The organism is Sutcliffiella halmapala (assembly GCF_050107295.1).
Lineage (GTDB): Bacteria > Bacillota > Bacilli > Bacillales > Bacillaceae_I > Sutcliffiella_A > Sutcliffiella_A halmapala_A.
In genome coordinates this window covers 213108-240038 of record NZ_JBNIKR010000002.1, presented here as the reverse complement: position 1 = coordinate 240038, position 26931 = coordinate 213108, and the positions used below count along the sequence as shown (strand labels likewise).

General features: G+C 41.9%; 27 protein-coding genes. 3 read left to right on the top strand and 24 right to left on the bottom strand.

Annotation, left to right across the window (positions count from 1 at the left end):
• Nucleotides 1-24: 24 nt before the first annotated feature.
• The 9 genes from fni to prsW all read right to left on the bottom strand — a co-directional run bounded on the left by fni (nt 25) and on the right by prsW (nt 8419).
• A complete protein-coding gene (gene fni / locus ACQCT5_RS05060) occupies nt 25-1074 on the bottom strand; it encodes a type 2 isopentenyl-diphosphate Delta-isomerase (protein ID WP_499639627.1) in 1050 nt (349 codons plus the stop codon).
• 18 nt (nt 1075-1092) lie between these two features.
• Entirely contained in the window at nt 1093-2235 is a 1143-nt protein-coding gene (gene rpsA, locus ACQCT5_RS05055) for a 30S ribosomal protein S1 (protein WP_499639626.1), read from the bottom strand.
• Between the two features lie 297 nt (nt 2236-2532).
• On the bottom strand, nt 2533-3114 hold the full coding sequence (locus tag ACQCT5_RS05050; protein WP_499639624.1) for a lysophospholipid acyltransferase family protein: 582 nt from the start codon (nt 3112-3114) through the stop codon (nt 2533-2535).
• Complete coding sequence (gene cmk / locus ACQCT5_RS05045; protein ID WP_499639622.1) at nt 3111-3803, bottom strand: (d)CMP kinase; 693 nt, start codon at nt 3801-3803, stop codon at nt 3111-3113. The genes ACQCT5_RS05050 and cmk overlap by 4 nt, the downstream gene beginning before the upstream one ends.
• A 146-nt stretch (nt 3804-3949) precedes the next feature.
• A complete protein-coding gene (locus tag ACQCT5_RS05040) occupies nt 3950-4132 on the bottom strand; it encodes a YpfB family protein (RefSeq protein WP_499639620.1) in 183 nt (60 codons plus the stop codon).
• A 67-nt stretch (nt 4133-4199) separates the two neighbouring features.
• A complete protein-coding gene (locus ACQCT5_RS05035) occupies nt 4200-4850 on the bottom strand; it encodes a flagellar brake protein (protein ID WP_499639618.1) in 651 nt (216 codons plus the stop codon).
• 123 nt (nt 4851-4973) lie between these two features.
• Nucleotides 4974-6314 (bottom strand): germination protein YpeB, encoded by a 1341-nt coding sequence (ypeB, locus tag ACQCT5_RS05030; RefSeq protein WP_499639616.1) that lies wholly within the window; start codon nt 6312-6314, stop codon nt 4974-4976.
• Between the two features lie 15 nt (nt 6315-6329).
• The gene (locus ACQCT5_RS05025; protein ID WP_499639985.1) at nt 6330-7346 is read right to left on the bottom strand and encodes a cell wall hydrolase; all 1017 of its coding nucleotides are present in this window, start codon (nt 7344-7346) and stop codon (nt 6330-6332) included.
• 422 nt (nt 7347-7768) lie between these two features.
• Nucleotides 7769-8419 (bottom strand): glutamic-type intramembrane protease PrsW, encoded by a 651-nt coding sequence (prsW, locus tag ACQCT5_RS05020; RefSeq protein WP_499639614.1) that lies wholly within the window; start codon nt 8417-8419, stop codon nt 7769-7771.
• A gap of 112 nt (nt 8420-8531) precedes the next feature.
• Between prsW and ACQCT5_RS05015 the strand changes: the two genes are divergently transcribed.
• Entirely contained in the window at nt 8532-9503 is a 972-nt protein-coding gene (locus tag ACQCT5_RS05015; RefSeq protein WP_499639612.1) for an asparaginase, read from the top strand.
• A 295-nt stretch (nt 9504-9798) separates the two neighbouring features.
• Here the strand turns inward: ACQCT5_RS05015 and ACQCT5_RS05010 are convergent, their stop codons facing one another.
• From ACQCT5_RS05010 to ACQCT5_RS04960, 11 genes are all read right to left on the bottom strand, one after another.
• Complete coding sequence (locus ACQCT5_RS05010) at nt 9799-9957, bottom strand: hypothetical protein (protein WP_499639610.1); 159 nt, start codon at nt 9955-9957, stop codon at nt 9799-9801.
• A 100-nt stretch (nt 9958-10057) separates the two neighbouring features.
• Complete coding sequence (locus ACQCT5_RS05005; protein WP_499639608.1) at nt 10058-11029, bottom strand: YpdA family putative bacillithiol disulfide reductase; 972 nt, start codon at nt 11027-11029, stop codon at nt 10058-10060.
• 90 nt (nt 11030-11119) lie between these two features.
• Complete coding sequence (locus ACQCT5_RS05000) at nt 11120-12400, bottom strand: Glu/Leu/Phe/Val family dehydrogenase (protein ID WP_499639606.1); 1281 nt, start codon at nt 12398-12400, stop codon at nt 11120-11122.
• Between the two features lie 255 nt (nt 12401-12655).
• A complete protein-coding gene (locus tag ACQCT5_RS04995; protein ID WP_499639605.1) occupies nt 12656-13243 on the bottom strand; it encodes a genetic competence negative regulator in 588 nt (195 codons plus the stop codon).
• Between the two features lie 103 nt (nt 13244-13346).
• On the bottom strand, nt 13347-14270 hold the full coding sequence (locus tag ACQCT5_RS04990) for a MerR family transcriptional regulator (RefSeq protein ID WP_499639603.1): 924 nt from the start codon (nt 14268-14270) through the stop codon (nt 13347-13349).
• A gap of 161 nt (nt 14271-14431) precedes the next feature.
• Nucleotides 14432-15208, bottom strand: a complete 777-nt coding sequence (locus ACQCT5_RS04985; RefSeq protein WP_499639601.1) for a metallophosphoesterase — start codon at nt 15206-15208, stop codon at nt 14432-14434.
• A gap of 687 nt (nt 15209-15895) precedes the next feature.
• Nucleotides 15896-16351, bottom strand: coding sequence for a DUF2663 family protein (locus ACQCT5_RS04980; protein ID WP_499639599.1), 456 nt, complete (start codon nt 16349-16351; stop codon nt 15896-15898).
• 115 nt (nt 16352-16466) lie between these two features.
• Nucleotides 16467-17156 (bottom strand): LysM peptidoglycan-binding domain-containing protein, encoded by a 690-nt coding sequence (locus tag ACQCT5_RS04975; RefSeq protein ID WP_499639598.1) that lies wholly within the window; start codon nt 17154-17156, stop codon nt 16467-16469.
• Nucleotides 17137-17763, bottom strand: coding sequence for a CPBP family intramembrane glutamic endopeptidase (locus tag ACQCT5_RS04970; RefSeq protein ID WP_499639596.1), 627 nt, complete (start codon nt 17761-17763; stop codon nt 17137-17139). Before ACQCT5_RS04970 ends, ACQCT5_RS04975 begins: the two co-directional genes overlap by 20 nt.
• Nucleotides 17764-17765: 2 nt before the next feature.
• On the bottom strand, nt 17766-19289 hold the full coding sequence (locus tag ACQCT5_RS04965) for a RecQ family ATP-dependent DNA helicase (protein WP_499639594.1): 1524 nt from the start codon (nt 19287-19289) through the stop codon (nt 17766-17768).
• Nucleotides 19282-20340: a YpbB family protein gene (locus ACQCT5_RS04960; protein WP_499639592.1), complete on the bottom strand. Its 1059-nt coding sequence runs from the start codon at nt 20338-20340 to the stop codon at nt 19282-19284. The genes ACQCT5_RS04965 and ACQCT5_RS04960 overlap by 8 nt, the downstream gene beginning before the upstream one ends.
• A 256-nt stretch (nt 20341-20596) precedes the next feature.
• Between ACQCT5_RS04960 and ACQCT5_RS04955 the strand changes: the two genes are divergently transcribed.
• Nucleotides 20597-20845: a ferredoxin gene (locus ACQCT5_RS04955; protein ID WP_204418088.1), complete on the top strand. Its 249-nt coding sequence runs from the start codon at nt 20597-20599 to the stop codon at nt 20843-20845.
• 43 nt (nt 20846-20888) lie between these two features.
• Here ACQCT5_RS04955 and ACQCT5_RS04950 read toward each other — a convergent pair whose 3' ends face one another.
• Nucleotides 20889-21473, bottom strand: coding sequence for an ECF transporter S component (locus tag ACQCT5_RS04950; protein ID WP_499639589.1), 585 nt, complete (start codon nt 21471-21473; stop codon nt 20889-20891).
• A 699-nt stretch (nt 21474-22172) separates the two neighbouring features.
• On the opposite strand from ACQCT5_RS04950, the gene serA reads away from it, so the two are divergent.
• Nucleotides 22173-23747, top strand: a complete 1575-nt coding sequence (gene serA / locus ACQCT5_RS04945; RefSeq protein WP_499639587.1) for a phosphoglycerate dehydrogenase — start codon at nt 22173-22175, stop codon at nt 23745-23747.
• Between the two features lies 1 nt (nt 23748).
• Here serA and ACQCT5_RS04940 read toward each other — a convergent pair whose 3' ends face one another.
• The 3 genes from ACQCT5_RS04940 to sigX form a co-directional block, all read right to left on the bottom strand.
• Complete coding sequence (locus ACQCT5_RS04940) at nt 23749-24561, bottom strand: histidinol-phosphatase (protein ID WP_499639586.1); 813 nt, start codon at nt 24559-24561, stop codon at nt 23749-23751.
• 313 nt (nt 24562-24874) lie between these two features.
• Nucleotides 24875-26173 (bottom strand): hypothetical protein, encoded by a 1299-nt coding sequence (locus ACQCT5_RS04935; protein WP_499639584.1) that lies wholly within the window; start codon nt 26171-26173, stop codon nt 24875-24877.
• On the bottom strand, nt 26163-26699 hold the full coding sequence (gene sigX, locus ACQCT5_RS04930; protein ID WP_499639582.1) for an RNA polymerase sigma factor SigX: 537 nt from the start codon (nt 26697-26699) through the stop codon (nt 26163-26165). Before sigX ends, ACQCT5_RS04935 begins: the two co-directional genes overlap by 11 nt.
• Nucleotides 26700-26931 lie beyond the last annotated feature (232 nt).

The following is a 26931-nucleotide window of genomic DNA, read 5'->3' as shown; positions in this document are numbered from 1 at the left end:
AAAATAAAGCAACGAGAAAAGGATTTACCGATTACTATATCTGCTCGTATCCACTCCACGCTGGGTCAGCCAATGGTAGGTTTCTCCGCGTAGAACCAATTGTACGCGCTGCAGATCTTCAATAGTAGAAGCCCCCACAGCAGTCATGAGCATTTTAAGGTCCTCATGCACATTAGCAATCAATCGACATAAGGCTTCCTGGCCCTCATCCAAGTAAACACGAAGAAAATACCCTGCAATTCCAACAGCTGATGCACCGAGTGCAATAGATTTTGCTATATCAAGGGCACTTTGTATACCACCTGAGCCTATGATTGTTGCTTCCGGCACAAAGTGACTCACTTCTGCTATGGAGGATGTCGTGGAAATTCCCCAGTCATCAAAGTAGGTAAGTCGATTTTCCCGACGTTCGTTCTCTATTCTGGAGAAATTTGTTCCCCCAAAACCGCCGACATCAATAATGGATACTCCTGCATCCGAAAGCTTACGAGCAGCTTCTCTGCTCATGCCAAAACCAGTTTCTTTCACAATGATTGGCACATCAATCGAAGAAGCTATTTTCTCCATTCTATTGAGGGCACCAGTAAAGTCCCGATCCCCTTCTGGCATTACAAGTTCCTGGATTACATTAAAATGGATCTGCAGCGCGTCAGCAGCAAGCATGTCGACGGCTTGAACCGCCTGCTCAACTGACGCTTCACTCCCTAGATTCGCAAAGATGATTCCGTCTGGATTTTCTTTACGTACTATTTCATACGTAATCCTTTCATCCACGTCTTTAATTGCAGACATTTGAGAACCGACTGCCAATGCAAGCTTGCATTCCCTTGCCACTGCAGCAAGACCCCTGTTGATTTCCAGTGTCTCTGCCCCGCCTCCACCAGTCATTGCATTGATAAAAATAGGCGAACTTAAAGCAAGTTCGCCTATTTTTGTATTCAATTGAACAGATGAAACACTGGAGTTCGGCAAGCTTTGATGAACGAACATAACATCCTCAAAACCATGTTGTCTTTGTTGACCTGTTGATAAAGCATGCTTGATATGGTCCATTTTCCTTTTTGCTCTGCTCACCGTTTATCACCTATAAAATTATTTTTTAAGTTTTTTCAATTTGTCGCCAATCAAATCCCCTAGCTGAAAACCGCCGGATTCGTCGGAATGGCTATATTGGCTGTAGTCCTCTTCCTGTTCAGGCTCTTCCAATTCTCTGATGCTTAAGGAAATTCGTTGTTCGTTAACATTGATGTCCAATACCTTTACCTGGACCTTTTCCCCTTCAGAAAGAACTTCATGTGGAGTTCCGATATGCTTGTTGGAGATTTGGGAAATATGAACCAACCCTTCCACACCTGGGAGAACTTCAACGAATGCTCCGAATGAAACAAGGCGTTTTACTACACCTTCTGTAACGCTTCCAGCTGAAAGATTCTCAGAAACCTGACTCCAAGGTCCTGGAAGAGTTTCTTTAATGGAAAGGGAGATTCTTTCATTGTCACGATCGACAGAAAGTACCTTCACTTGTACCTTTTGCCCTTCAGTAACCACCTCGGAAGGCTTTGTTACATGTTCATAGGAAAGCTGGGAAATATGAACCAGTCCGTCCACTCCACCGATATCAACAAATGCACCGAAATCGGTGATGCGTTGTACAGTACCTTCAAGTACTTGGCCAGTCTCAATGGAATCGAGCACTTGATGCTTTTTATTTTTCATTTCTTCCTCCACAACAGCTCTATGGGAAAGAATTACGCGATTTTTTTCTTTTTCCAATTCAACCACTTTGAAGGTCAATGTTTTCCCTTTATAATCAGAGAAATCGTCAACAAAATGATTTTCCACCAAGGACGCAGGCACAAAGCCGCGAACACCAAGGTCCACTACCAAGCCGCCTTTTACAACGTCTTTGATTTCCGCTTCAAATACCTCTTTGGATTCAAATTTCTTTTGAAGATCTTCCCATGCCAAATCTGCGTCTACCGCTTTTTTGGATAAGACCAAAAGCTCATCCTCCACTTTTGTCACTTTCAGCTGAAGCTCTTGCCCTTCTGCCACAACATCTGTAGCCTTTTCTACATGAAGGCTTGACAGCTCACTGATTGGAATGATTCCATCCAGCTTGCTTCCTTCTATAGAAACCAGAACCTGCTTTTCTTCCACCTTAGTAACAGTTCCAGTCACTTTGGTACCAACCTCTAAATTTTTCACTTCTACTTGATTCATGTCTTCTACCATATTATTACCTCCTCTATACAAACCAACTATTCCATTATTTATGTAAGTAACGGTAGCCGTTACGTATATATGAATAGCAGTCGGACAAAAGTCCAAGCACTACCATATGCACTTAAACAAAGTTGCATGTTTCGTGTAATAATTCATAAATGGATTAGATTCCATCTATTGTTAAACAGACAGAGTGAAGCTTTGATGAAAAAAATAGCTATTTTCAAGCAAAATTCATCAAATATTTTAACTTCTTTCTATTAACTTCTAATAAATAGGACATTTTGTCAAGTCAAAACTCTTAAACTATTTATTTTTTTCTAAAAGATCCTTGATGGAATTCATGATGATAAGGGTAGCTTCCTCCGCGGAGACTTTCTCCTTGCGATATTCTGCAAAATCAATCGGCTTGCCATAAACAACCTTTAATGGCTGAAACGCCTTATACGGTCCAATTATAGCACATGGTACAACCACTGCCTCACTTCTTAGTGCAAAAAATCCGGCACCGGCCAATCCCTTCTGCAGTTCACCAGTCTTGCTTCTTGTTCCTTCAGGAAAAAGCCCCAGAAGATGCCCCTCTTTCAAAACCTTTATTGCAGTTCGTAGTGCTTCGCGATCACTCATTCCCCTTTTCACTGGAAATGCGTGCAATTTTGGTAAAATGGTCTTTAGAATCGGTACACGGAAAACTTCTTCTTTTGCCATGAAATGAACGGTTCTTGGGGAAGTTATACCTACTACCGGAGGATCAAGATTATCTATATGGTTGGAACATAACAGAACCGGTCCCTCTTTCGGAATATTCTCTTCACCTACCACTTTTATACGATACAACGGCTTTAAAGCAACACTAACGATAAATCTAGCAAATGAGTAGAAGGTCATGCTTTGTTGATCCTTTCCGTGTTTTTGACAATGTCCATAATCTTTTCCACAACTTGTTCGATAGATAGGGACGTTGTATCTATTTCTATTGCATCATTCGCTTTCACAAGTGGAGCAAACTCTCTTTCTGAATCCAGTTTATCACGTCGTGCAATTTCTTCTTTCAGTTTTTCCAAATCGGATTCAAAACCTTTTGCCAAGTTCTCTGCGTGTCTTCTTTTAGCACGCTCATCCACAGATGCCAACAGGAATACTTTGACTTCTGCATGAGGTAATACATGTGTACCGATGTCTCGCCCATCCATCACTACTCCGCCTCTTTTGGCAAGGATTCGCTGGCGTTCCACCATCTCTTCTCTGACAGCCTTATGCTTGGCTACAATGGATACGGAGTTTGTCACATTATGTGTCCGAATATCCTCTGTAACATTTTCGTTATTAATGAATACATGCTGCTCATGTTTGGCAGCCGCACGCAGATCGATATCCATCTTTTCCACTAAGCTTTGCAGCGCTTCTTCATCCTCAAGGTCAATATCATGGCGAAGAGCCTGAAAAGTTACTGCCCGATACATTGCACCTGTATCAATATAGATGTAGCCCAATTTCCCTGCTACGATTTTTGCCACAGTACTCTTCCCAGCTGCGGCCGGTCCGTCGATTGCTACTGATAAATGATGATTGTTCATAATTCCTCCTGCTAACGAACAAAATTTGAAGAATAAAGCCCTATCTTCCATCGCTCGTATGTACTGATCTATTTCTTGCCCTATAATGAAAAAAGCAGGTCTCCCCTGCAGATTTCAGACGTATAATCTTCATTATTTTATCATAATCATCTATTTTGGTCGAATGTTTCTATATGCTCCATGATCTCCATACCATCTACCCCTTCATACTGAACAACCTTTGTCAAGAAAGGGGAAACCTCCGTGTAGAGAATCAATGCTTGAGCTATCACAAGACAAAACAGTTGAATAATTAGAAGTTTTACGATAATACCTTCTAACCTTTTCATTTTTCCCTCACCACATTTTCTCAGTGTTACTACTTATTATGACTGAAAAAAGTGGTGAATATTCTCATCAGTGTGTTTTTCTCATTAATAGTTGCTGCTCAAAACAATATTTGATGATTATTTGCCTTTCATGCTCTTTGATATGATCGAACTGTAAAGAAGCTCGCTTTCGTCCATTTTTCCCATCCACAATTCGGATCACCTTACTTTTTAATTTCAGATAATAGATCTCCCCATTGTTAAGATGGACGACGAAATTTGTCTGGATGGTACCAGACTCAGGAAATGTTGCTCCCTGGGGCAACATAATGGAACTGCCACCTGCACTTATATCATGTGTAACAGTGGTAAAGGGTTGAAACTCGGCAGAATCGGGATGTATAGCTACATCTACACTGCCATCGACACGGACATATTCTCTTCTTTGTATTTTGATTAGCTGTTCGTGTCCTGGATAGGAAAGCTGAATCATCGGAATGGATTGCTTTATTCTGCCCATGACTTCGCTGTCAAAATGATAGGCAAGCCCATCATCGGTCACAAATGAAACGTTCAATTGCGTGCCATTTATTATGTATGTAGTTTTTCCATTTTTGATGTGTACTGGATAGTCAACGTAAAATTCATTTCCCTTCACTTCTTGAACCTTACACCGATACCTTTCCACTCCTTCATCATTTTGCATATGAAGAGTTAATATTACCCCTGTCTTCAACAAAAAAATTGCCCCCTAACTTTCGTGCTTGTCTCTCTTTTTCCAAGCTCCCTAGTTACTATAATTAAACCATGTAAACAAAAAAAGGAAAAGCCAAATTTTAGCTTTTCCTTAACGATTTTCCAATTACAAATCATATAATTCTTCTGCATTTTTCAGTTTTTCCACTTTTTCTTCCCTTCCATTTTCGGCATTGATGAAAATCTGATAGGTATCTTCATTAATGGTCCCGAGGAATTCATAGCATAGGACTTCCTCACCAATATCATTATTGATGACCGCTAAGCGATCCTCCATGATCATCACATTTTCATTGATCCTTGCCGTCGCTTCTTCGTATGTGATTCCAGGTTCAGGAATTTCACGAAGATGGTGGGCCATCAGATAGTCTTTTGCAGAAAACCCGACAATCTCTCCGGTTTCAAGGCTTACCTTCATTTTAATGGCATCCGGATAGATCCTCACCCCATCCAGATTGGAAACAAAAGTGAATACACCAAGCTTATTGTATTCCACGCTTTCATAGAGATCCTGGCTTTCAAACTTGTTCTGCTTCAGGAAGTTGCGGGCTTTTTCCGTTGCTTCATTCAGGCTAATGTTCTTTTGCTTTGCTTCTTTGTTTTGCACAATGTAAATGGGAGTACCGCCTTTTTTGGCGATATCCATATACGTATCCACCTGATTTTTATCCACGATTTTCAGGCTGTAGAATCCTACCTTGGATCCTTCACCGTTTTCGGTTATCGTAATTTTTTCATTACCTTCAAGCTCCAAGTAGCGGTCAGCAACCTGTTTGGCTTCTTCTCTTGTTATGGTCTTACCGGAAAGTCTGCTGAAGCTCTCATCCTTTTTGTTCATGGATGTAAAGGTCGGACCGAAATCTGTTTCCTCATACCCCTCCACATTCTTCTCTACAGTTTTGAAGCCATCAATAATCCCATTATCCTGCGGTTGGTCTTTTGCTGATAATGCAAGTTCTACATCCATCCAGCGCAAGTTTTGATTCATGACCATGCTTTGCACTTTTCTCAGCTCTGACTTGATTTCACCTGATTTTTGATACAGTGTCTGCAAGGAATCAAATTCATCTTTTGATAAAGGATTCTTATCCAGGTCACGTATCGCAACCTGATAGGTGTAATCCCCGATATTTGTCAGGAACTCCTCTGTCTTGTTAAAGGGAAGTAAAGTTAATGGCAACTGCCCCACATCATTTTGAGCTTCTGATGTTATTCTCCAAACCTCTGCAAAGGATGGAGACAATTGCTCCCTTGAACTCATGGCGAGCGTAGTACCAATTTTGTCATGTAACAGGTCCACATGGTATACAAGGTCATGAAATGCACGCTGATAATTATTTTCCGCATTAATGAGGACTGCGTTTTTTTCCTGATGCTCCTGATAACCCCAATACCCTGTTCCTGCAACAGCTATTGCTAAAACAGCGATAATGATAAGTCTCAACATAATTTTCCACCCTCTTTATTCACAGAAAATGTGTTTTCCGATCCTTTTTATTTGCGGACGCCCCCAAATCCAGCCGCTTGTTGCTGTATCTGGGTTGAAATAATAGGTTGCACCTTCAGTAGGGTCCATTCCATTAATGGCATCGACGACCGCTCTTTTGGCAGTATCATTTGGTGTGAGCCAAATCTGGCCATCTGCTACAGCCGTAAATGCCAGCGGCTCAAAGATTACCCCTGAAACCGTATTTGGAAATGTTGGGCTGTTAATTCGATTCAAAATAACTGCTGCAACAGCTATCTGCCCTTCATAAGGCTCTCCCCGAGCTTCACCGTATACCGCATTAGCCATCAATTGAATATCGTTCTCTGAATAACCGCCAGGCATATTTGTAGCTGTCTGCTTTTCTTCCTCCGGCTGTTCTTCTGGAGCAGGTTCGGCAGGTGCCTGTGGTTCCGGCGCAGGCTTTGCTGGCTGTTTTTCCGGCGTTGGCTGTTTCTCCGGTGCTGGCTCTGCAGGTTGCTGCCCTGGCGCAGGTTTGGCTGGCGCCTGCTGTTGTGGTTCAGGCTTTGCTGGGTCCTTTTGAGGTGCAGGCTTCTGAAATTGCGTTTTTTCCTGCTTCCATTTTGCTGCAGCACCCTGCTTTGCTTTTTCCATAGTAGCGGCAGAAGGTTCCACCTGATACTTCAACTCCATGCCGCCATAATGAGTAAATCTTTTCCCGCTATTAATCTGTTGATGTACCCAATCCTTATAGAACTTGGTGGTTTTATTGAGCATAACCTTCGTTTTGGGACCTACCAGACCATCGACATCATCCAACCCGAATTCATGTTGGAAGTTTTTAACTGCCCAATATGTAGTCCAGCCATAAACCCCATCAATCTTGGCTTGGTAATATCCATTGTATTGAAGACGTGCTTGAAGCTCGACCACATCATTCCCGGTAGCACCCTTTTGAATGATTTGCTCGGAAAAGGCACTTACTTTGGGCTGATTTATCGAAAATAGCATACAGGTGCTGATAAGGAACATACATGAAATTATTAGTAACCGCTTCACCTTACATTTCCTCCTTTGTCTTCTTTAAACAATTGTTAGATGTATTTTCTGTAGATGTTGGCATTTTATACAGATTCCATCCAATAAAAGAAGCATTCCAAAATATGGAGAGTTTACCTGTTAAACACCGCTTTTGATTTCCGCACTAGGCTGCGCTTTCCTCGGACGTTTGCGGAGCCTCCTCGGATTCGCCTATGGGGTCTCCACTAATCGCTATCTCCCGCAGGACAAGGAAAGCTTCGGAAGCGATACATCGCACGCAGAAAATGCTCGCATTTTCAAGGAGTCTTCGCCTATTGCTCCAATCAACAACTAGCAACATGAAATCAAATCTACGCACTTATATAGCCTTCTTTCAAAAAAAATAGCCTACAAGGATATGTTTTCCTTGTAGGCTATACTAATGCTGTATTTGCGAGTTTTACTTTTCGCAATCCCAACCACCATAAAAAGATCATAAAGGGAACCATGTAAAATCCCCAATGCTTTTGTGAGAGAATGATCATGTCATATGTACCATGGAGCAAGAAAGGAACAAATAAAGAAAGACTCAAACATATTCTATGTTTCTTCTGTTCAATGGAAAACTTACCTTTACCTAGATAGTAGCCCATGATGACCCCGAACAATGCATGACTTGATACAGGAAGTACTGCCCTCCCAATGGCAAGTTCCACTCCATTTGCGATGAGAAACAGAATATTCTCGGCAGTGGCAAATCCCAGCGACACGGCTACTCCGTATACAATACCATCGTAATGCTCATCAAAATGCACATTCCGATAGACCAGATAAATCAAAACAAACCATTTGAAGAATTCCTCCAACAGCCCCGACATAAAAAAAGCTTTTATGAAACTGGAGGTCACACCCATTTCCAATTGAATCACGTATTGTATGAACATTAGCGGGAACACAAGCAGTGCCCCGAACATGAATATCTTGAACACATAGGATATCGGTTCTTTCTGAAACGTATCCCGTAAATAAAAATATGACAGCAACGCCAAGCCGGGAGCAATTCCGGCGGATACAACGCCCAGCATAAATAAGCCTCGTTTCCATCTGTTTTTTTTTATCGTATCATGTTATCGTAATTAATGGAATGATACATCCAGTTTTTTTGGAATTGTTTGTATATTAATGAGGTGAAAATAGATGAAGAAAAAGATTTTACTCATTCACACAGGTGGAACGATTTCCATGTCAGAAAACGAACAGGGGGAGGTCTCTCCCGGAGAAAAAAATCCGCTATCCGCATCACCTATAATCACAGATCCTAATTTGATTATTGAAAGTCATGAACTTTTCAATCTGCCTTCACCCCACATGACACCGCACCATATGTGGGAGCTATCAACTTTCATCGATGCCCAGGTAACAAAGAAATCCTATGAAGGAATCGTCATTACCCATGGGACTGATACATTGGAGGAAACCGCGTTTTTCCTTGATCTGACCGTACAGACAAAAGTTCCGGTTGTCCTGACAGGGGCGATGCGATCTAGCAATGAAATCGGCTCTGATGGACCATACAATCTTCTCTCTTCTGTTAAAGTCGCAGCTAGCACTGAAGCTAAAAACAAAGGGGTACTGGTTGTTCTTAACGATGAGATTCACACTGCCAAAAACGTTACAAAAACGCATACCAGCAATATTGCCACTTTCCAGAGTCCGCAATACGGGCCGATTGGCATTGTCACAAAGCGGGGAGCTTCCTTTCACCATTCTCCGGTCTCAGAAGACAAGTATGCGATCAAGGATGTAACGAAAAAGGTGATGCTGCTGAAGGCATATGCCGGAATGGATTCCGCCATTTTCTCTCTTATGAAAGATATGGGGGTTGACGGAGTTGTGATTGAAGCACTTGGTCAAGGCAACCTCCCTCCTACCACTATGGACGGATTAAAAGAACTGACAGATGCAAAAATCCCTGTCGTCCTCGTTTCCCGCTGTTTTAACGGAATCGTGCAGGACATCTATGGCTACGATGGAGGAGGACGCCAGTTAAAGCAACTTGGAGTCATTTTCTCCAACGGCCTGAACGGTCAGAAGGCACGAATCAAATTGCTTGTGGCATTGGAAGAAACGAAGGATGCCCAGGAGTTACAAAGACTCTTTTTAAGATAAATTACATGCTTGGTGCTCTACACCTTGAAAAGGTCTTTCATCCGCTTGATGATGGACCTTTTGCCTGCCCGCCACCATGAAAAGGTCCTTCATTCGCTTGATGATGGACCTTTTGCCTGCCCGCCACCATGAAAAGGTCCTTCATCTGCTTGATGATGGACCTTTTGCCTGCCCGCCACCTTGAAAAGGTCCTTCATCCGCCTGATGATGGACCATTTGCACTTCCCGCACCATGAAAAGGTTCTTCATTCGCTTGATGATGGACCTTTTGCCTGCCCGCCCATGAAAAGGCCCTTCATTCGCTTGATGATGGACCTTTTACCCGCCCGGCACCATGAAAAGGTCCTTCATCTGCTTGATGATGGACCTTTTGCCTGCCCGCCACCTTGAAAGGTCTTTCATCCGCTTGATGATGGACCTTTTGCACTTCCCGCACCTTGAAAAGGTCTTTCACACTATTCAACCTCTCTTTTCTCGAGAATCAATATATCAACGATGAAAATACAGAAGCCGTCCGACAGACAAAAGGGTTGTCTACTCGGACGGCTCTTTATTTATTTCATTTTATTCTTGATACACGCTGCAATTTGACCCCCATGAAAACGGCCATTTTCAATGAAAATTTCATTTGCATTGTTTCCGGCAGCTATTACACCAGCAATGAAAATGCCTTCAACATTCGTTTCCATCGTATCAGGATTGAATGCCGGTCTGCCTGACTCCTGATCAATTTCCACACCCATTTTGGTCAGGAAATGGTGATCTGGGTGATAGCCGATCATCGCAAAGACAAAATCATTTCTGATTGTTTCTTCTTTCCCTTCACGTGTTGCATAGGTTACCGTATCTTCGGTTATTTCTGTAACATTTGCATCAAAAACCATCTTGATGGTACCATTCCTGACGAGTGCGTCAAACTCAGGCAGTATCCATGGCTTCACACTTGGGGAATAGGTCGAGCCCCTGTACACGACCGTCACGTGTGCATCCCCCTTCACCAACTCCAATGCAGCATCCACACTGGAATTTTTTCCTCCAATTACAGTGACATGCTTATTAAAATAAGGATGTCCTTCTTTGAAATAATGGGTTACCTTCTCAAGATCTGCACCTGGGATAGCCAATTTATTATGATTATCATAATAACCTGTTGCAACCACTACATATTTTGTCAGATAAGTTTCTTTCGAGGTTTTTACAAGGAACGTACCATCTTCCTGCTTTTGGACCGATTCCACTTTTTCAAACGCATTTATCTCCACCTTTTTTCGTTTCACCACTTCACGGTAGTAAGTTAATGCTTGAATTCTGACAGGCTTCCTGTTCTCTGTAATAAATGGAACATCGCCGATTTCCAGCTTTTCACTTGAACTGAAAAAAGTCTGGTGAGTCGGGTAATGATAAATGGCATTGACGATGTTTCCTTTTTCTATCACAAGTGGGGAGAGCCCGATATCCTGCAAGGCAATCGCTGCCGATATACCGCAAGGTCCTCCACCTACAATGATGGCATCTCTGTTAATCACAGTTGCTTCAACTCCGTACACATTATTAATAGGACATGAAAAAATCCCCTATCACTTATGATAGGGGATTGTATGTTGATGTGCAAATAATTAAATCCAGCCTCTGAATCGGGAAGCTTCCGCCATTTTGCGTGCACCAACCATGTATGCTGCAAGTCTCATATCAACACGGCGGTTCTGAGCTGTATCATAAACACTGTTAAATGATTTCACCATCACTTTTTCAAGCTTTTCTTCCACTTCTTCTTCGGTCCAATAATAACCTTGGTTATTCTGCACCCATTCAAAATAGGAAACTGTCACTCCACCTGCACTAGCAAGTACGTCAGGTACAAGAAGGATTCCGCGGTCTGTCAGAATTTGTGTACCTTCAATTGTAGTAGGACCATTTGCAGCCTCCACCACGATCTTAGCACGGATGTTGTGGGCATTTTCTTCTGTGATCTGGTTTTCAATCGCTGCAGGAACAAGGATATCGCATTCCAATTCCAACAACTCTTTATTTGTAATTGTATTATTGAACAATTTAGTTACAGTCCCAAAGCTGTCACGGCGATCTAGAAGATAGTCGATATCAAGTCCATTCGGGTCATACAATCCACCATAAGCATCCGAGATACCTACCACCTTAGCGCCTGCATCATGCATGAACTTTGATAGGTAGCTTCCAGCATTACCGAAGCCTTGTACAACAACCTTGGCTCCTTTAAGCTCTATCCCTTTTTTCTTTGCCGCTTCATGGATACAGATTGTTACACCTTTTGCAGTAGCTGATTCTCTTCCATGTGATCCACCAAGTACCAGCGGTTTACCGGTAATGAATCCAGGTGAGTTGAATTCGTCAATACGGCTGTATTCATCCATCATCCAAGCCATGATCTGAGAGTTCGTGAATACGTCTGGAGCCGGAATATCCTTAGTTGGCCCAACAATCTGACTGATGGCGCGGACATAACCGCGGCTCAATCGTTCCAGTTCCCTGAAGGACATTTCACGAGGATCGCATACGATTCCTCCTTTACCTCCACCATACGGAAGGTCCACAATTCCACATTTCAAGCTCATCCAAATGGAAAGCGCTTTAACTTCTTTTTCAGTTACATTCGGATGGAAGCGGATTCCACCTTTTGTAGGTCCTACAGAATCATTATGTTGAGCACGATACCCAGTGAAAATCTTCACAGATCCATCATCCATACGGACAGGAATTTTCACTGTTAACATGCGAAGAGGTTCTTTCAAAAGTTCATATACTTCCTCGGGATAGCCTAGCCTCTCCAAGGCTTTATGGATCACAACTTGTGTTGATTTCAATACATCCAACTTGTCTTCATGTTTATTAGTCTGCTCGCTGCTTTTCTCGGCTACCATAAGTACCCTCCTAGATTGTTTCACTCAAAATTTACGAAGTCCATCTTCATGACATAGTATACACCTTACTACCGTTTATGCAAAGATAGAAAATAATATTTTAGAAAAAAATTTGTAAACGGTTACAAAGAAAAGCGGATCTGAACACAACAATATACGGAAGGCAATTCATCCGGGAAGTTTCCACTGGTATCTACATCAATACAATAGAACAAAACCAGCCCTATCTACAAAAAGCGTAGACACGGCTGGAACTCAGTTGAAATAGGCATTCAATTGTTGAAAAGCATTCTTCTCCATAATGATCTTTCCGTACTCGTGCACCCGGTGAGTAGTCATGGTAGAAGGAAAACCGTATTCTGATAACACAGCAATCAGCGCATCAATATCCATGCTTGGAGGCGTTTCTTCCTCTAAAAGAAGATAAAAGATATTCTCGAGTGAATAGATCATGCCACCATTTATATGAAAGTGCTTTAAACGTTTTGCTAAATCGATAAGGTGGTCAAACGAATGGAACTCATAAAACAATTCATTACTTTCATCAACGGTTACTTGCATTTCGATGTAGTCATCGGTAAATTCCTCTTCCAATAACTCTTCATCCGTGGATGTTACAATGACGACCATGCCTTGAGCTTGTAATGCATATACCTCAACGGCCAAGGAGCCACTCACTTCAAAACCCAATTCTTCGCTCGCTTCATCAATCATGTCACGGAACAGCTGATGAACCTTCTGCGAGTCCTTCCATAGATCCTCTTTTGTCAACCCTCTTTCATCGAGGTCATCAAACGTGAGGAATATCTTTATTTTATTGTAGTTGATTCGTTCCAGCCGCATGAAAGACTCCTCCCAACCTTTACACCCTGCTACTTCTTACATTTTATGATAAGAGTGGTAAGTTGGTTCGTTACGTTCCCCCATAGAATGGAAGTAAATTATATTAATTCTTGGCAGCCATATGTTGTTTAAGCCAGTCTTCCCATTCTTTCATGGTGTTTCCGATCAAAAATTCTTGATACTCGTTTTGTTTATGCTCCGGCATCCTATCAACAGCAGAGCCACCGAGCCCAATAATCAGCTCCGGATAGTCTCTGTGCAGATCATCCACCATTTCCAGTGTTTTCGGAAGGTTGATGGATAGCGTACAGGACAAAAATAGAAATTTCGGTTTTATTTCCTTCAGCACGATATGAATATCATTATCGGCTATGCTGGTTCCAAGATAAATGGTTTCGAACCCTTTTCTTCTGACAAACAGCGTATAGATCAACAACCCTAGCTCATGCCATTCCCCTGGTCCACAAACCGATACCGTTTTGGGCAAAAATCCATTCACTGGCAGTCCATGGAGAATCATCCCAATTCGAGAACGAAGAAAAGCGGATGCGAAATGCTCATGCGCACTGGATATTTCCGCATTCTCCCAAAGGTCCCCCACCTTGACTAGTAATGTTCCTAAAATATCAATCAAAACCTTTTCGACTGAATATAAGCTGAATATTTTATCCATTATTTCATGGGCATGGCCTTCATCAAACTCAAGTAGGGCCTTTAATAGTTCCTCCAATAGATCCTTGGAAAAATCCTGATTGGCAGTTGAATCACTACCATCAGTCTCCAAGAGCGCCTGTTGATCCTTATCAAGCAAGGATACTGCCTGACTAATGGTAAAACCCTTATTCACTTTTTGGATAAGCCACTTCAATATTTTAATATGCTCCTCCGTATAAAGGCGATGACCAGAGTCGTTACGCACGGGTGCAATCATCTGATATCTTCTTTCCCAGGCACGAAGCGTCCCAGGTTGAATTCCCAGCATTTTTGAGGCTGCTTTAATATTATACTTACCTTCATTTTTTGACATAAAAATCCCTTTCTCTCCTAACAAAATCCTTAGTTGAATTATATAGGAGGAAACTCATCGTGTAAACTTTGTATAGGTTTTGAATAATACAAACTTCGATTTCCTATACTTTTAAAAAAACGACTGAGCAGTCCAATCACCAGACCAACCAGTCGCCCATTTCATATTTTCGTCGTTATCGTTAAAAGATGGGTTTCAGGTGGAGCGCCAAGTCTCAAAGGAATCATCGTGGTTCCAAAACCGTTGCTTACTAAGAGCGTGGTGTGTGGAAGATGAAGGATTGCTCCTTTTTCGTGAGGTCCATAGCCGAAAATACGGATTTGCCCTCCATGGGTATGTCCACTTAAAACAAGACTGATTTTATCTTTACCCGAGAACTTTTCTACTACCTTCGGGTCATGGCTGACCAAGATTTTAAAGCTATCTTTTGTCCCATCCTGCAAGGCAAGCTTCAAATCGTCCCTTTCATGAATCATATCGTCCACCCCGATAATCTCAAGAAGTTCCCCGGTATCTGACTCGAACTTGAAAGCAGTATTGTCCAATATTTTCACCCCGTTGTGCAACAGCAGGGAATCCAGTTCGTGATAATCCAATTCATAATCATTGTTACCCCATACAAAAAATATCAGACCCAGCTTTTTCAAAACTTGAATATTCTCTTTTACTTGTTCCAAAGAAACGCCTTTCTCCGCAAGGTCTCCGCCAATTACAACAAAATCGACTTTCCCTTCGAGCTGCTGTATAAATTCTGAAGATAGCTTTCTTCTATGAATATCAGAAATAAAAAAGATGGATACCTTTCCGAAGCTGGCAGGAAACTCAGGAAATGCCAATGTTTCTTCCTTTATTGTCTCTTCCTTTGCTTGCTTGAACATGTATAAAAGCAGTATAAGCCCACACACAAAGGCTGCCCCAAAGATATATACAATTGTCATCGGTAACGTCCCTTCTCTCTCCGTTAAATGAATGTTACAGAATCATACCATAAAACTCTTCATTGGTCAGTTTATTGCCATTTCAGGTATTATTATAAAAGATCAAGTTGTAAAGTTTGTAGTTTAAAACAAGGGGCTACTATTCAAATAAAATAACTACATTAAACACCCTGTTGATTTCCGTTCCAGGCATCCGCTTATCCAGGGCGGCCTCGGGAGCCTCCTCGGCGCTTTGCGCCTGCGGGGTCTCCCTTGACACGCTGCTTCCGCAGGAGTCTCATGCCTTGCACTTCAATCAACATGGGCATCCTCAATTAATGTTGCGGCTTAACAATAACCAAAAGAAGATATCGACTTTTGCTGCATCCTAGAGCGGAGATCAACCGGTAACATTGGGCATCCGAAATAAGCATTATTTAAAAAAAGGCTGCGTTAAAGCATCAGGTTGATTTTAAAGACCGCTAGCTGTCGATTGGAGCAATAGGCGAAGACTCCATGAAAATGCGAGCATTTTCTGCGTGCGATGTATCGCTTCCGAAGCTTTCCTTGTCCTGCGGGAGGTAGCGTTTAGTGGAGACCCCACTGGCGTAGCCGAGGGGGCTCACGCAAGCCCCGCGGAAAGCGAAGCCTAGTGCGGAAATCAACAGCGGTGTTTACCAGTAACGAAAAATAAGACCCTCAAAGGGCCTATTTCGTTTCATGGTATAGATTGATATCAAATTCCTTTTTCATCATTTCAAATACTTGGTGACGCTGCTTCCATTCTTCGGGCTGAGCCCAGTAATCATCGCTGCGTTTGACCATTTCCTTGCGCAGGGCATGGTACTCTTTTTCGGCTTTATCCTTTTTGTATAATAAATATTTAATCATGCCCAACTGGCAACCGATGAACATCACCACATAAAAGTGCACTGTTCTGTCAAAAAAATAAGCGAACATTTCCCCATAGCTAGATCCATTCAAAAAAATGTAATAGTAGATATACGCAAGGAATAGCCCGAATGTCAGAAACGTGGATAATCTCCAGTGCCATTCTCTTTTCTTAAACTGATCAAACTTTCTTTTTTTTGAAACAAGAAGCTGCAGGGTTTTCTTTGTAGCTTCATCTGTATGCTTATCCAACCTTTGAATTTCAGGCTCCATCCATACCACCTCACAGCCGTTCTATTAATAAACCTTATGCATATAAGAGAGCTTGTATGATGCCAAATGGCACAAAAAAAGCACAAGGACTAAATTGTAGTCCCTGTACTTTGCTTCACCCGTTTTTTTTGATTGGAATGGTAAGTTTCTGCCCCGCATTCACCTGCTGATTAGTGAGGTTATTATAATCGCTGATGATCTTCTCTCCAGCTCTACTGTTGTAGTATTTCATGGAGATTCTGTATAAAGTTTCCCCGCTAGCGACCACATGCTCCACATATTCCACATTTTCTTCTATCTTTTCTTCATCTATCACTTCTTCAGTTTCTTCCGGCTCAGCAGCTACTGGAGGAGGTTCCGGTTTTGTTTCTGCAGGGGGGGTTTTGCCGTTGTCTGTTTGAGCATTCGTATTGATGGTTTCGACAGAGGCAACTTCCTCCTTGGTCTCTTCATCTTCCACTACCGTATTTTCTTCTTCATTCCTGTCAAATTCAATCGCTTCTTTCGTATTTGTTTTGGAAGGAATGTTGATCTGATCATAGGATTCTACACTTCCGTTAATAGGAAATAAAGATTTCAATACATTTTCTTCTTTGTTATTAAAATGAAGTGCCAAAATGGTGATTGGTATCAATAAAAAAGCGATGCCGAGCAACCGTAGAATAGGGAAATTAATTTTCCATTTCGTTTTATTTCGTTTCTCGGCGTGTATTTCGCTCCTGGAAGGAAGCTTTTCAGCCGCAGCTTTTTCAACCTCATCTCGTAAGGAATCCGCCTGATCTTGTCTATTCATCTCGTTCTTCATAATCCTCACTAACCTCCCCATTGTCGGTTTTCTTTATATACTCGCTTCTTATTTTCAGTGCCAACAGCACGTCTATGATGAAATGAGCCCAAATTGTCACAAGAAGATTTTCAGTCCATTCATACAAAAAGCCCAATAGAAAGCTTAATAGGATTACTGATATCAGTAATAACCACTTATGAAGATATCGGATATGCATAATGGCAAATATGATGCTAGCAATCCAGATCCCGAAATGAGTCTGAATCACGCCCCTGAAAAGCAGCTCCTCCACTGATGCAATAAGAAGAGCCAAACCTACTATGTGTATAACACTTCTCTTTTGAAACATTTTCTCATTGATGCCCCCATCGTCCATCAGGTGCCTTGGGACATATTTCATCAGCATAAGATCGATCAACACTACTGCAATCCCCACAAATGATCCAATGATGAAAACCTCTTCAATGTCCCATTCCAATAGGAGCAGAAATTCGTTCCATCTTTCATAGAGAAAAAAAGCAAGAACAACTGCAACGAGGAAAAATAGGAGCTGTGATACATATAAGTGATACAACAGTTCCTTGTCACTCATTCTCTTAACCATTTCCGCCTGTTTATTTTTCATATTCAATCTTCCTGTACTAATATTTTTGCTAATAGTTGTTTCCAAGACGAAGCATCACCTGTCACGCTTTTCCGCTTCTCTTCATTTTTTGAATAATCTTCCAGTTCAAGTCCGCAATAATCGCAACAGTTTATTATCGGAGGACCCGCCTCTTCACCAAAATAAGCGAGGATCCCTCTTCTCCTGCACCCTAATTCAAATGTCCAACTATCAAAGCTGCGAAGCTTATTCTGTTTAGCTGATGTCCGGAGTTGAATCTCCTTTTTCAAAAAAGCCGCACACAACTCCAAATTCACCTCCGTGAGTGGGCCATTATTCCCGATAAAACTTGTCAAGTGGTAGGTTAAATACCTCCAATGGGTCTCACTTGCCGGGAATCTTACTTCCAAGTCTGTCATCATTTCATCTGTGAGTGATTCTATGGCGCTCCATTTATTCACAAGCTCCGTCAAAACAGCTGAGACAAACTCTTCATCTGGCAGCTCATGTTCGATTAAGAGCTGAGGCAACATGAGATCCTCATTACTTTTCAATAGAACTGTGATACTTTTTCCACCATCACGTCCAGCTCTCCCTATTTCTTGGACATAGGATTCCAGCTGAGTTGGCTGATGATAATGAATGACAAATCGCACATCCGCTTTGTTGATGCCCATTCCGAATGCACTGGTGCAGCAGATAATATCCAACTGCCCAAGGAGAAACTGTTGTTGGATAAGAATCCGCTGTTCCTGCGCGAGGCCTGCATGATAGAAAGCAACTCGGTCCACACCTTGTTCTTCCAGATAATGACTGATCTGTTCCGCTTTTGTTCTACTAGAAAAATATACAATCCCCGGAGGTTGGAAAAGCTTCACGAGCTCCAGAAGGCGTTTCTTTTTCTCCTGGTTGCTCTGGATATGTTCTACTTGATAGGCAATGTTCGGCCGATCAATCGAATTGATATGCTCATTAGTCGACTCTAACTGAAGGTACTTCTTTATATCCATTATCACGCTATCTGTCGCAGTAGCTGTTAATGCCAGGCAGGGAGGTTTTCCGAGTTTGTCTCTCACTTCACCAAGCTTCAGATAATCCGTTCTGAAATCATGCCCCCATTGTGAAACGCAATGGGCCTCATCCACTACAAACAGACCGATTGGTAACTTCTGAAGCTTTGTTAGCCAGCGTCTGACCTGCAGCATTTCGGGTGAAATGAAAATAAATTTAAAACGCGAGAAATCTGCGTACAATAGCTTTTCTTTCTCATGGAAGCTTAAAAATGAATTGATGGCGATTACGTTCTTTTCACCCTTGGACTTCATCTGCTGTACTTGATCTTCCATAAGGGAAAGTAGTGGAGAAACAATCACTACATGTCCTTCAAGCAAATAGCCAGAAAGTTGATAGCACAGTGATTTCCCTCCCCCTGTAGGCAAGAGTGCGACAACATCCTTTTTCTTAAGGACATCATCTATAATCTCTCTTTGACCAGGCTTAAAGTCGGTGAAACCGAGCTTTTTCAGTAGAAGGCTTCTACTATCCATGCATATCACCCATCTTTGTCAGGACTAGTCTTATTTGAAAATAGCTGATATCCGCCAATCCCACATACTCCTTTATCCTTTTCAACTGGTTGGTTTTCAACGAATAGGCAGCTTGTTGGATAATCTGTGCCCTTTCTTTTGTAACATAAGGTGAAATGGAAAAGGATTCAAGGTGAAGCGCCAGCTCTACAATGTGATCCTCGATGGTACTTTGCTTAAGGTTTCTTGCAGCTGCGATTTCTTCCAATTTGTAGCCCCTTTCCAATAAATAAAAGGTCTTTTGAGTAGTAGCCGTCAAATTTGGCCGATGAATCATATCCAAGCATAACTTGCTTATGATTGGATAATGGCCAACATTCCTTTCTACTTGCTGCAGCATATAATGAAGTGCAGCCTGAAACTCCAGATGTACCCAAGTTTCATCAAGCCTAAGTTTTTTGGATATCTGCAGGAGGGTGAGTCCACTGTGTAAGTGACCGGAAAGCTGGGAAACGAATATGTATGCTTGCTGGTCTCCCACACTTTCTAAAATATCAAAGGTCTCTTTATAGATTAATTCGCATAACTCTTTTTTAGGAATCCAACGCTGTAATAAGATTTTTTTCACAAAGTGTTGAACTGTTTCTTCATATTGAACCGGGATAAAATCCGTTCTGCCCATTTGGAGATTTGACAATGTCTGGATCAACAAGCTATATCTTTTCCACAACACATCCGCCTTCCCTTTGTATTCCCAGCCATTTAGATATTCAGGGAACGGAAAGTTTTCCGCCTCTTTTTCCAGAACCGCCATTCCTTTCTCCGTTAGATGGTAAAAGTCGTCTTTAAGAGCGATTAATTGATACTGCTCAAAGCGAGCAATGGTCGAATCAAGCTCAGCGCGCGAAAGGTCTGGCAAAAGACCGAATAAAAAGGCTAGAGAATAAAGATTGCCGTCCTGAATTGTTTGGGATGACTTCTTCCCTTTTAGCAAATGATAAATGGCAGAGGAAGTTCTTTCCCCGCGAAAAGCACGAATACAAAATAAACATAGATATTCGAATGATTTCAACAAATTTCAACACCTTTTTTCATCTATCCCCATTTTATCAAAATTTTGCTGAAATGTGACATGTTTATCTCGACAAATGGTCGGGTAAATGATGAATAGAATGGGAGAACCCTTATGTGATAAGCATTCTCATTGACTTTTCTATTGAAAAGTTAGGAAAACAGTTTTACAATATAAAGTATGAGGAATTCGTTTCCATCTAATTTTTGGAAATGTTAATCTTATTGTATAGTTACAAATTGGGAGGTTTATTTTCATGGCAAAATATACGATTGTTGACAAAGAAACTTGCATCGCTTGTGGCGCATGTGGCGCTGCAGCTCCAGACATCTATGACTATGACGACGAAGGCATTGCTTTCGTAACACTTGATGACAACCAAGGAATCGTTGAAATTCCTGATGTGTTGGAAGATGATATGATGGACGCATTCGAAGGCTGTCCTACAGATTCCATCAAAGTGGCAGACGAGCCGTTTGACGGAGATGCTCTAAAATTTGAATAGTACATGCAAAGAGCCGCATCCCAATTAAGGAATGCGGCTCTTTTTATACGTTTCTAGTGAACCACTGGCGCTCGAGCCAGAACGAAAGCTTTTTGTAAAGTAACAGGAACAGGAATGTCACGATTAGTCCCTTGATTATATTAAACGGCAAGATGCCATATACGATTGATTTTATGACGACAGCTGAAGATCCCATTGGAACATTCAAAAAATACGTGAATGCCGGTAAAAATACATAATAGTTCAACACGCTCATCATCACTGCCATGGAGGCTGTACCTGCCACGAGTCCTAACCCAAGACCTTTGGTTGTACGGATTTTTTTGAAGATAAAGTAGGTCGGAAGGATAAATAATACCCCTGCCGTGAAGTTTGCCATCTGTCCGACAGGAACACCTGTCATACTTCCTTGTACCATGTAGTGCAGAAGATTTTTAATCAATTCCACCGTAATCCCTGCAACTGGTCCGAAGATGATTGCAGCCAGCAATGCAGGTACATCACTGAAATCGACGGATAAATATGGCGGTAATAACGGCAATGGGAAGCTTAACCACATTAAAAGATATGAGATTCCACTCAACATCCCCACTGTTACCATTTTCTTGATACGTACTCTCTGATTCATTCGACTCTCTCCTTTTTGTTGGAGATCCACCTTGTACGAAAAGAGAAATTCAAAAAAATTTATTTGTGCCATGACTTCATCCACGAAAAAACCCGCTGCTCGAAAAGCATGCGGGGAGTGTGTGAAGGCATAGACAAATAAGCGTTAAAAACACTCGTTTTTTAACGTTCTTTGAACCTCCATCTTCTCCCATCCAGACTGTAACTGTCGGCTTTGGAATTGAACCAAATCCTGCCTATAAGAAAAGCGAAAGCGGCTCGTTCAGGCCCGACAAGCATAAGACAGTTTCCGGAGGAGGTCGTTCTTTGACCTCTGTAGGAGGTCGTTCTTTGACCTCTGTAGGAAAATGGCTTATGACCTCGAGGGCCTAGCCGCTGTAGCTAGACACCGCTAAATTCATTGCAATGAGTAACTACACTCTATTTTCTAATTAAACGGCTCGCGGGCTTAGAGAAGAAAAACTCATCACCGCCGATCGGGAATTTCACCCTGCCCCGAAGATAGATCATGTTATTTTATTTACAAAGTTATTATACTCGTAAAATAGTAAAAAGGGAAGAATTTGAATTGAAATTCATTTAGATCGCCTTACAAAAAACTTGTAGCGCTTACATAGGTTCGACCTGTGTGAAAGTTATTGACAGCCTTCCTTTAAGATGTTAAGTTATCAGAAATTTTATAATATTTCGGAGGGATAACATGTTTCATATTTATGTTGCAGATTCAATTAGCGCTGATGGTCTTGCTCCTTTGTTAGAGGCTGAAAATGTCCGGGTATACAGAAAAGATCAGAACACCACTTTTTCATATGATGAAATAGATGCTTTACTCGTTAGAAGTGCAACTCAAGTAGATGAAGAACTGTTAAATCAATTGCCAAACCTGAAGGTCATCGCAAGAGCTGGTGTAGGAGTCGATAATATCGATGTGGCAGCAGCGACTAAAAAAGGAGTTGTGGTGATCAATGCACCAGATGGAAACACCATCTCCACTGCTGAGCATACGTTTGCCATGATTTCCTCCCTTGTACGCCATATCCCTCAGGCGAACATGAATGTCAAGAGTGCTCATTGGGATCGTAAAAAGTTCGTAGGGACGGAGCTTTTCGGAAAAACGCTCGGGATTGTAGGATTTGGGCGAATCGGGAGTGAGATTGCGAAGCGCGCCAAGGCATTTCAGATGAAAGTGGCAGTCTACGATCCATTTCTGACGGAAAGTCGTGCCGAAAAACTTGATGTTGTCTCTCTTTCCCTCGAGGAAGTAATGAGGAGCGCAGATATCATTACGGTACATACTCCGCTTACCAAAGAAACCAGGGGCCTCTTAAATTCCGGAAATATGTCGATCTTGAAACCAGGGGTATTTTTAGTGAACTGTGCAAGAGGTGGAATCATCGATGAGGATGCCCTGCTCGAAAACTTGAATTCAGGTCATGTAGCAGGAGCCGCCCTTGACGTATTTGAAGTCGAGCCGCCAACCAAATCGGAGCTGATTCAGCATAAGAATGTCATTGCCACTCCTCACTTGGGGGCATCAACCAAAGAGGCTCAATATAATGTTGCCTTTCAGGTATCCAAGGATGTTCTAGCCTTCTTGAACGGGCAGTCTGTAACAACAAGCATCAACCTTCCTACCATTCCAAAAGAGATCCTGAATAAAATAAGGCCATTTTTCCAGTTGGGTAAAAAAGTCGGCTCCATTCTGTCCCAGGTATCCAACAGTCCGATCGAAGAAATTACAGCAGCCTATGCAGGAAAAATCACGGAATGGGAGACCTCCATTATCACGAAAAGTGTCATTGCCGGGTTTCTGCAAAACAGGGTCGATCAAACTGTAAATGAGGTAAATGCCGCTTCCATTGCGAAGGACCGCGGTATAAATTACGGAGAAAAACATCGCAACGAAAGCGATGGCTATTCCAATCTGATGGAAGTTCGTGCAAAAGGGAATCAAGTGGATCTGACCATCCGCGCAACCTACATCGAAGGATACGGAGCCAGAATTGTCCATATGAACGGGTTTGATATCGATTATGCCCCAAGCGGCCACCTGCTCTACGTACAGCATCATGACCGCCCAGGTGTCATCGGTCAGCTCGGAAACATTTTTGGCAAGCACGAAACCAACATTGCAACGATGCATGTAGGCCGTATGCTTCAAGGCGGAAAAGCGATCATGATGCTTTCAGTCGATAAGCCCTTAGAAAAGGATCTGCTGGATGAAATCCTTCTCATACCGGATATCTCCACCGCCTTGACCTTGGAACTAGCGTAAGTTAACCCAGCTCCACTTCTTTTCGTTCACCGTTGTCAAATATCATGATGGTCCGGTAGCCTACCTCTTTGGCAAGGGCTACCGCCTGGTCATAATCACACCCTACATGCTCAGGTATATGGGCATCAGATGAGAGCACGATCGGCACTCCTTTTTGATGGCACATTTGCAGTAGTCGTTTATCTGGATACAGTTCGCCAACTGGCTTTCTGAGTCCCGCGGTACTGATCTCCACACATGTCTTCGAATTGGCGAGTGCTTTTGTTGCTCTTTCATATTGGGCAAGCAGAAATTCTTCATCCTGTGGAACATATTTGAATATTTTCACAAGATCCAGGTGGCCGATGATATCAAACAGGTTTGACTCTGCAAGTGTTATAACTTGGTCAAAGTACTTTTCATACACCTCATATGTATCCCTTTTGTCCCACTCTTTTCGAAACTCTGCCAGATCAATCCCGAAGTCCCCCACCCAATGAATCGAACCAATCACATAATCGAAAGGATAGGAATCGATAAACTTCTTCATCTCCTTATGCTTTCCGGGAGTGTAATCCATTTCAATGCTGAATTTTACGTGATGCCCCTTATTCCATGCCTCTTTAAACAACCCGTAATAATCTTCCATATCATAATAGCGACGCTCTTCCACCCACGGGTTGCTCAGGATATCCTTTGTTTGATAAAAATGATACGCATGCTCAGATATTCCCAATTCTGCAATTCCATTCAGCTTTGCCACTTCAATAAATTTCTCCAGGTATTCCAGTGTCAATGTGCCTCGTTCCAAATGATTGTGATAATCGGTAAGCAATGGTCGTCCCTCCAATCAGTTTCAACCATTATACTATGGAAATGGGACACGTTGGTGAAATTTATCTGAAAATTATTGTCGCTCTACTGGAGGGACTTCTAGTGATGTTTAATTGTACCTCCTTGCATCACCCATTCTACAAAAAAGAATAAATAAAATTACTGAGCGGTATACCCGCCGTCCATTATGATCTCCTGCCAGTTCACATCTTTGCATTGGAAATACATAATCTAACTTCTGCATTTATCTGTTATATATGTAAGAGGATTCTTGAACATAGAAAAAAAGCGTGCATTCTACACGCTTTTCATCCTTATTGAGGCATTGTTATCGGGTTTGGGGAATAAGGAACATTGACCGGTTCATTTAAAGGAACATTCCCGATCAGCCCTTCTTGAGTGGTCTTGAAAATAACCTGAGTGAAACCGAATTCCTTAGCCGTCATCAAGATGGATTCCAAAGCAAATATATTCTCTATCGTGCTTTCCATCATACTCCTGCTTGATAGGGCAACTATCGCTGTATCCCCTGTTGCCTGAACACTTTCAATTGTAATACTCATTGGGATGGAAGGATCGACACCGCTTTGTTCCTCGAAAATATCCGCACCCTCTCTCATCGAATCCAGTGCCTGGTTCATATCCTTGAAGATTACTTGAGTTGGGACAAGGAAGGCATTTCCCTGTCTGTTGATAAATTTATGATAGCCCTTTTTGGATATTTTCACCGCTTCGACAGGACCATTTTGACTACTGTTCCCATATTCTATGTTCTTATTTTTCCCATCTCTTGTAAATTGATATTTTAAATACTTAAATCTGAAAGTTTCAGCAATCTCATTATCAAACTGAAAGTCCTGGGTTGATGATAAATCATAATACAAATTTTTCATTTCTACAGATGGCATTTCTTTGCCATCACCATCTTGAGCTACTGTAACCACTGCCCCCCTATTCAGGAGAGGCTCCTCTACTTCCATTGCACTATAATCCAGTTCATTTCTGATACTTTCTAAGTTCTCCAAATACGATTTACCTTGAGACAAAGGCACCTCAACGGAAACCGGAAATGTGAATGGCCACCCTATATTGGACTGTGGTTCGGTAGCTGTAACACCAATTGTAACAACCATCATTTCTTTAGCTTTCTCATTTGTCACGACAAAAGTCGGTTGATCAGCTGAAAATGAAGTGAAATCATTATTGTCAGACTCTTTCGCACTATCCAAGGCAATTTCAGAGTCTTCCATGGATCTCTGTGCATCCTCATCTACACTTTGTATTCCAACGCTTTCCTCTTCCGCCGAATCCCCCGTATCATCACGTTCGGCACTTTCCATAATGCCTGCACCGTCTGAATTCTGGGTTGCATGATCCATAGATGAATTGGAACCACTCATATTCTGCAGGAATAAAGGTGAGATAATGGCAAAAATCAATACCGCAGCGGCTAATGCAAGCGCAGGCATCACGTTGAAGGAGCGTGGTTTTTTATTAAGGCCAACATGTACTTCACGAAATATTTGTTTTGGATCACGGTCATCTTTCACTTTAGGCATCTGCCGTAAAAGCTTTTCGAGTTGTTCTTCCTCCATACGCTGTTTATGACGCATTACTGTTCCCCCCTTTCTCTTGGAGTTCCTCCATATGAGCCTTCAGGACTTTTAAAGCTCTATGTTGAGTTGTTTTCACCTTACTTTCCGTCCACCCCAAAATTTGGGCTGTTTCTTGGATTGATAAGGCTTGTATGTACCGCAGGACGAGGACAAGACGATGATCCATCTTACATTTATCCAGACACCGGTACATTTGTTGAACCTGTTCATTTTGTAAAGCTATCTCTTCAGGTAGTGGCGCAAGATCTTTTACCTGCTGTGTGCTCCAGTCAAAAGTTTCAAGTAGTTTACTTTTCCAACCCTTCTGCTTTCGGAAAGAATCTATTGCAACATGCTTGGCGATCGAAAAAAGCCAGGTCTTCTCGCTGCTCTTTCCCTCAAACCGATCGTAAGAACGCAAAACCTTTATATAAACTTCTTGAACGAGGTCCTCGGCTTGCTCTTTGTTTTTAACCATATAAAATAAAAACTGAAAGACATCATGGTGATATTTTTCATAGAGCTCTTGAAAAACCGTATTCATCCTTTCCCTCCGTTCATTAGATTAGTCGTATACTATATTAAAAAAGTTACATTACAAATATATGACAAAAATTACAGTTTGGCTATATTCTTTTAGGAATTTATTCATAGGTATTTTTGAAGATAATCTTTTTTGTAAAACAGGAAAAGCAGTCCATATTGTTTCATTATAATGGAGGGTCAGTCAACTTTGTAGGGGTCTTTGAGCACCTTTTTTGTTTTGTTTTGGGGAA

Bases quoted from the DNA above. Each gene is read 5' to 3' on its own strand.
- ACQCT5_RS04955 (WP_204418088.1), top strand. From the start codon at position 20,597: ATGGCAAAATATACGATTGTTGACAAAGAAACTTGCATCGCTTGTGGC.
- ypeB (WP_499639616.1), bottom strand. From the start codon at position 6,314: ATGTTGAGACTTATCATTATCGCTGTTTTAGCAATAGCTGTTGCAGGA.
- ACQCT5_RS04935 (WP_499639584.1), bottom strand. From the start codon at position 26,173: ATGCGTCATAAACAGCGTATGGAGGAAGAACAACTCGAAAAGCTTTTA.
- sigX (WP_499639582.1), bottom strand. From the start codon at position 26,699: ATGAATACGGTTTTTCAAGAGCTCTATGAAAAATATCACCATGATGTC.
- ACQCT5_RS04995 (WP_499639605.1), bottom strand. From the start codon at position 13,243: ATGCGGCTGGAACGAATCAACTACAATAAAATAAAGATATTCCTCACG.
- prsW (WP_499639614.1), bottom strand. From the start codon at position 8,419: ATGCTGGGCGTTGTATCCGCCGGAATTGCTCCCGGCTTGGCGTTGCTG.
- ACQCT5_RS05025 (WP_499639985.1), bottom strand. From the start codon at position 7,346: ATGTTCCTTATCAGCACCTGTATGCTATTTTCGATAAATCAGCCCAAA.
- ACQCT5_RS04970 (WP_499639596.1), bottom strand. From the start codon at position 17,763: ATGAAAAATAAACAGGCGGAAATGGTTAAGAGAATGAGTGACAAGGAA.
- ACQCT5_RS04950 (WP_499639589.1), bottom strand. From the start codon at position 21,473: ATGAATCAGAGAGTACGTATCAAGAAAATGGTAACAGTGGGGATGTTG.
- ACQCT5_RS04975 (WP_499639598.1), bottom strand. From the start codon at position 17,156: ATGAAGAACGAGATGAATAGACAAGATCAGGCGGATTCCTTACGAGAT.
- ACQCT5_RS05040 (WP_499639620.1), bottom strand. From the start codon at position 4,132: ATGAAAAGGTTAGAAGGTATTATCGTAAAACTTCTAATTATTCAACTG.
- ACQCT5_RS05000 (WP_499639606.1), bottom strand. From the start codon at position 12,400: ATGGTAGCCGAGAAAAGCAGCGAGCAGACTAATAAACATGAAGACAAG.
- rpsA (WP_499639626.1), bottom strand. From the start codon at position 2,235: ATGGTAGAAGACATGAATCAAGTAGAAGTGAAAAATTTAGAGGTTGGT.
- ACQCT5_RS04985 (WP_499639601.1), bottom strand. From the start codon at position 15,208: ATGACAATTGTATATATCTTTGGGGCAGCCTTTGTGTGTGGGCTTATA.
- ACQCT5_RS04965 (WP_499639594.1), bottom strand. From the start codon at position 19,289: ATGGATAGTAGAAGCCTTCTACTGAAAAAGCTCGGTTTCACCGACTTT.
- cmk (WP_499639622.1), bottom strand. From the start codon at position 3,803: ATGAACAATCATCATTTATCAGTAGCAATCGACGGACCGGCCGCAGCT.
- ACQCT5_RS05050 (WP_499639624.1), bottom strand. From the start codon at position 3,114: ATGACCTTCTACTCATTTGCTAGATTTATCGTTAGTGTTGCTTTAAAG.
- ACQCT5_RS04990 (WP_499639603.1), bottom strand. From the start codon at position 14,270: ATGTCAAAAAATGAAGGTAAGTATAATATTAAAGCAGCCTCAAAAATG.
- ACQCT5_RS05015 (WP_499639612.1), top strand. From the start codon at position 8,532: ATGAAGAAAAAGATTTTACTCATTCACACAGGTGGAACGATTTCCATG.
- ACQCT5_RS04980 (WP_499639599.1), bottom strand. From the start codon at position 16,351: ATGGAGCCTGAAATTCAAAGGTTGGATAAGCATACAGATGAAGCTACA.
- serA (WP_499639587.1), top strand. From the start codon at position 22,173: ATGTTTCATATTTATGTTGCAGATTCAATTAGCGCTGATGGTCTTGCT.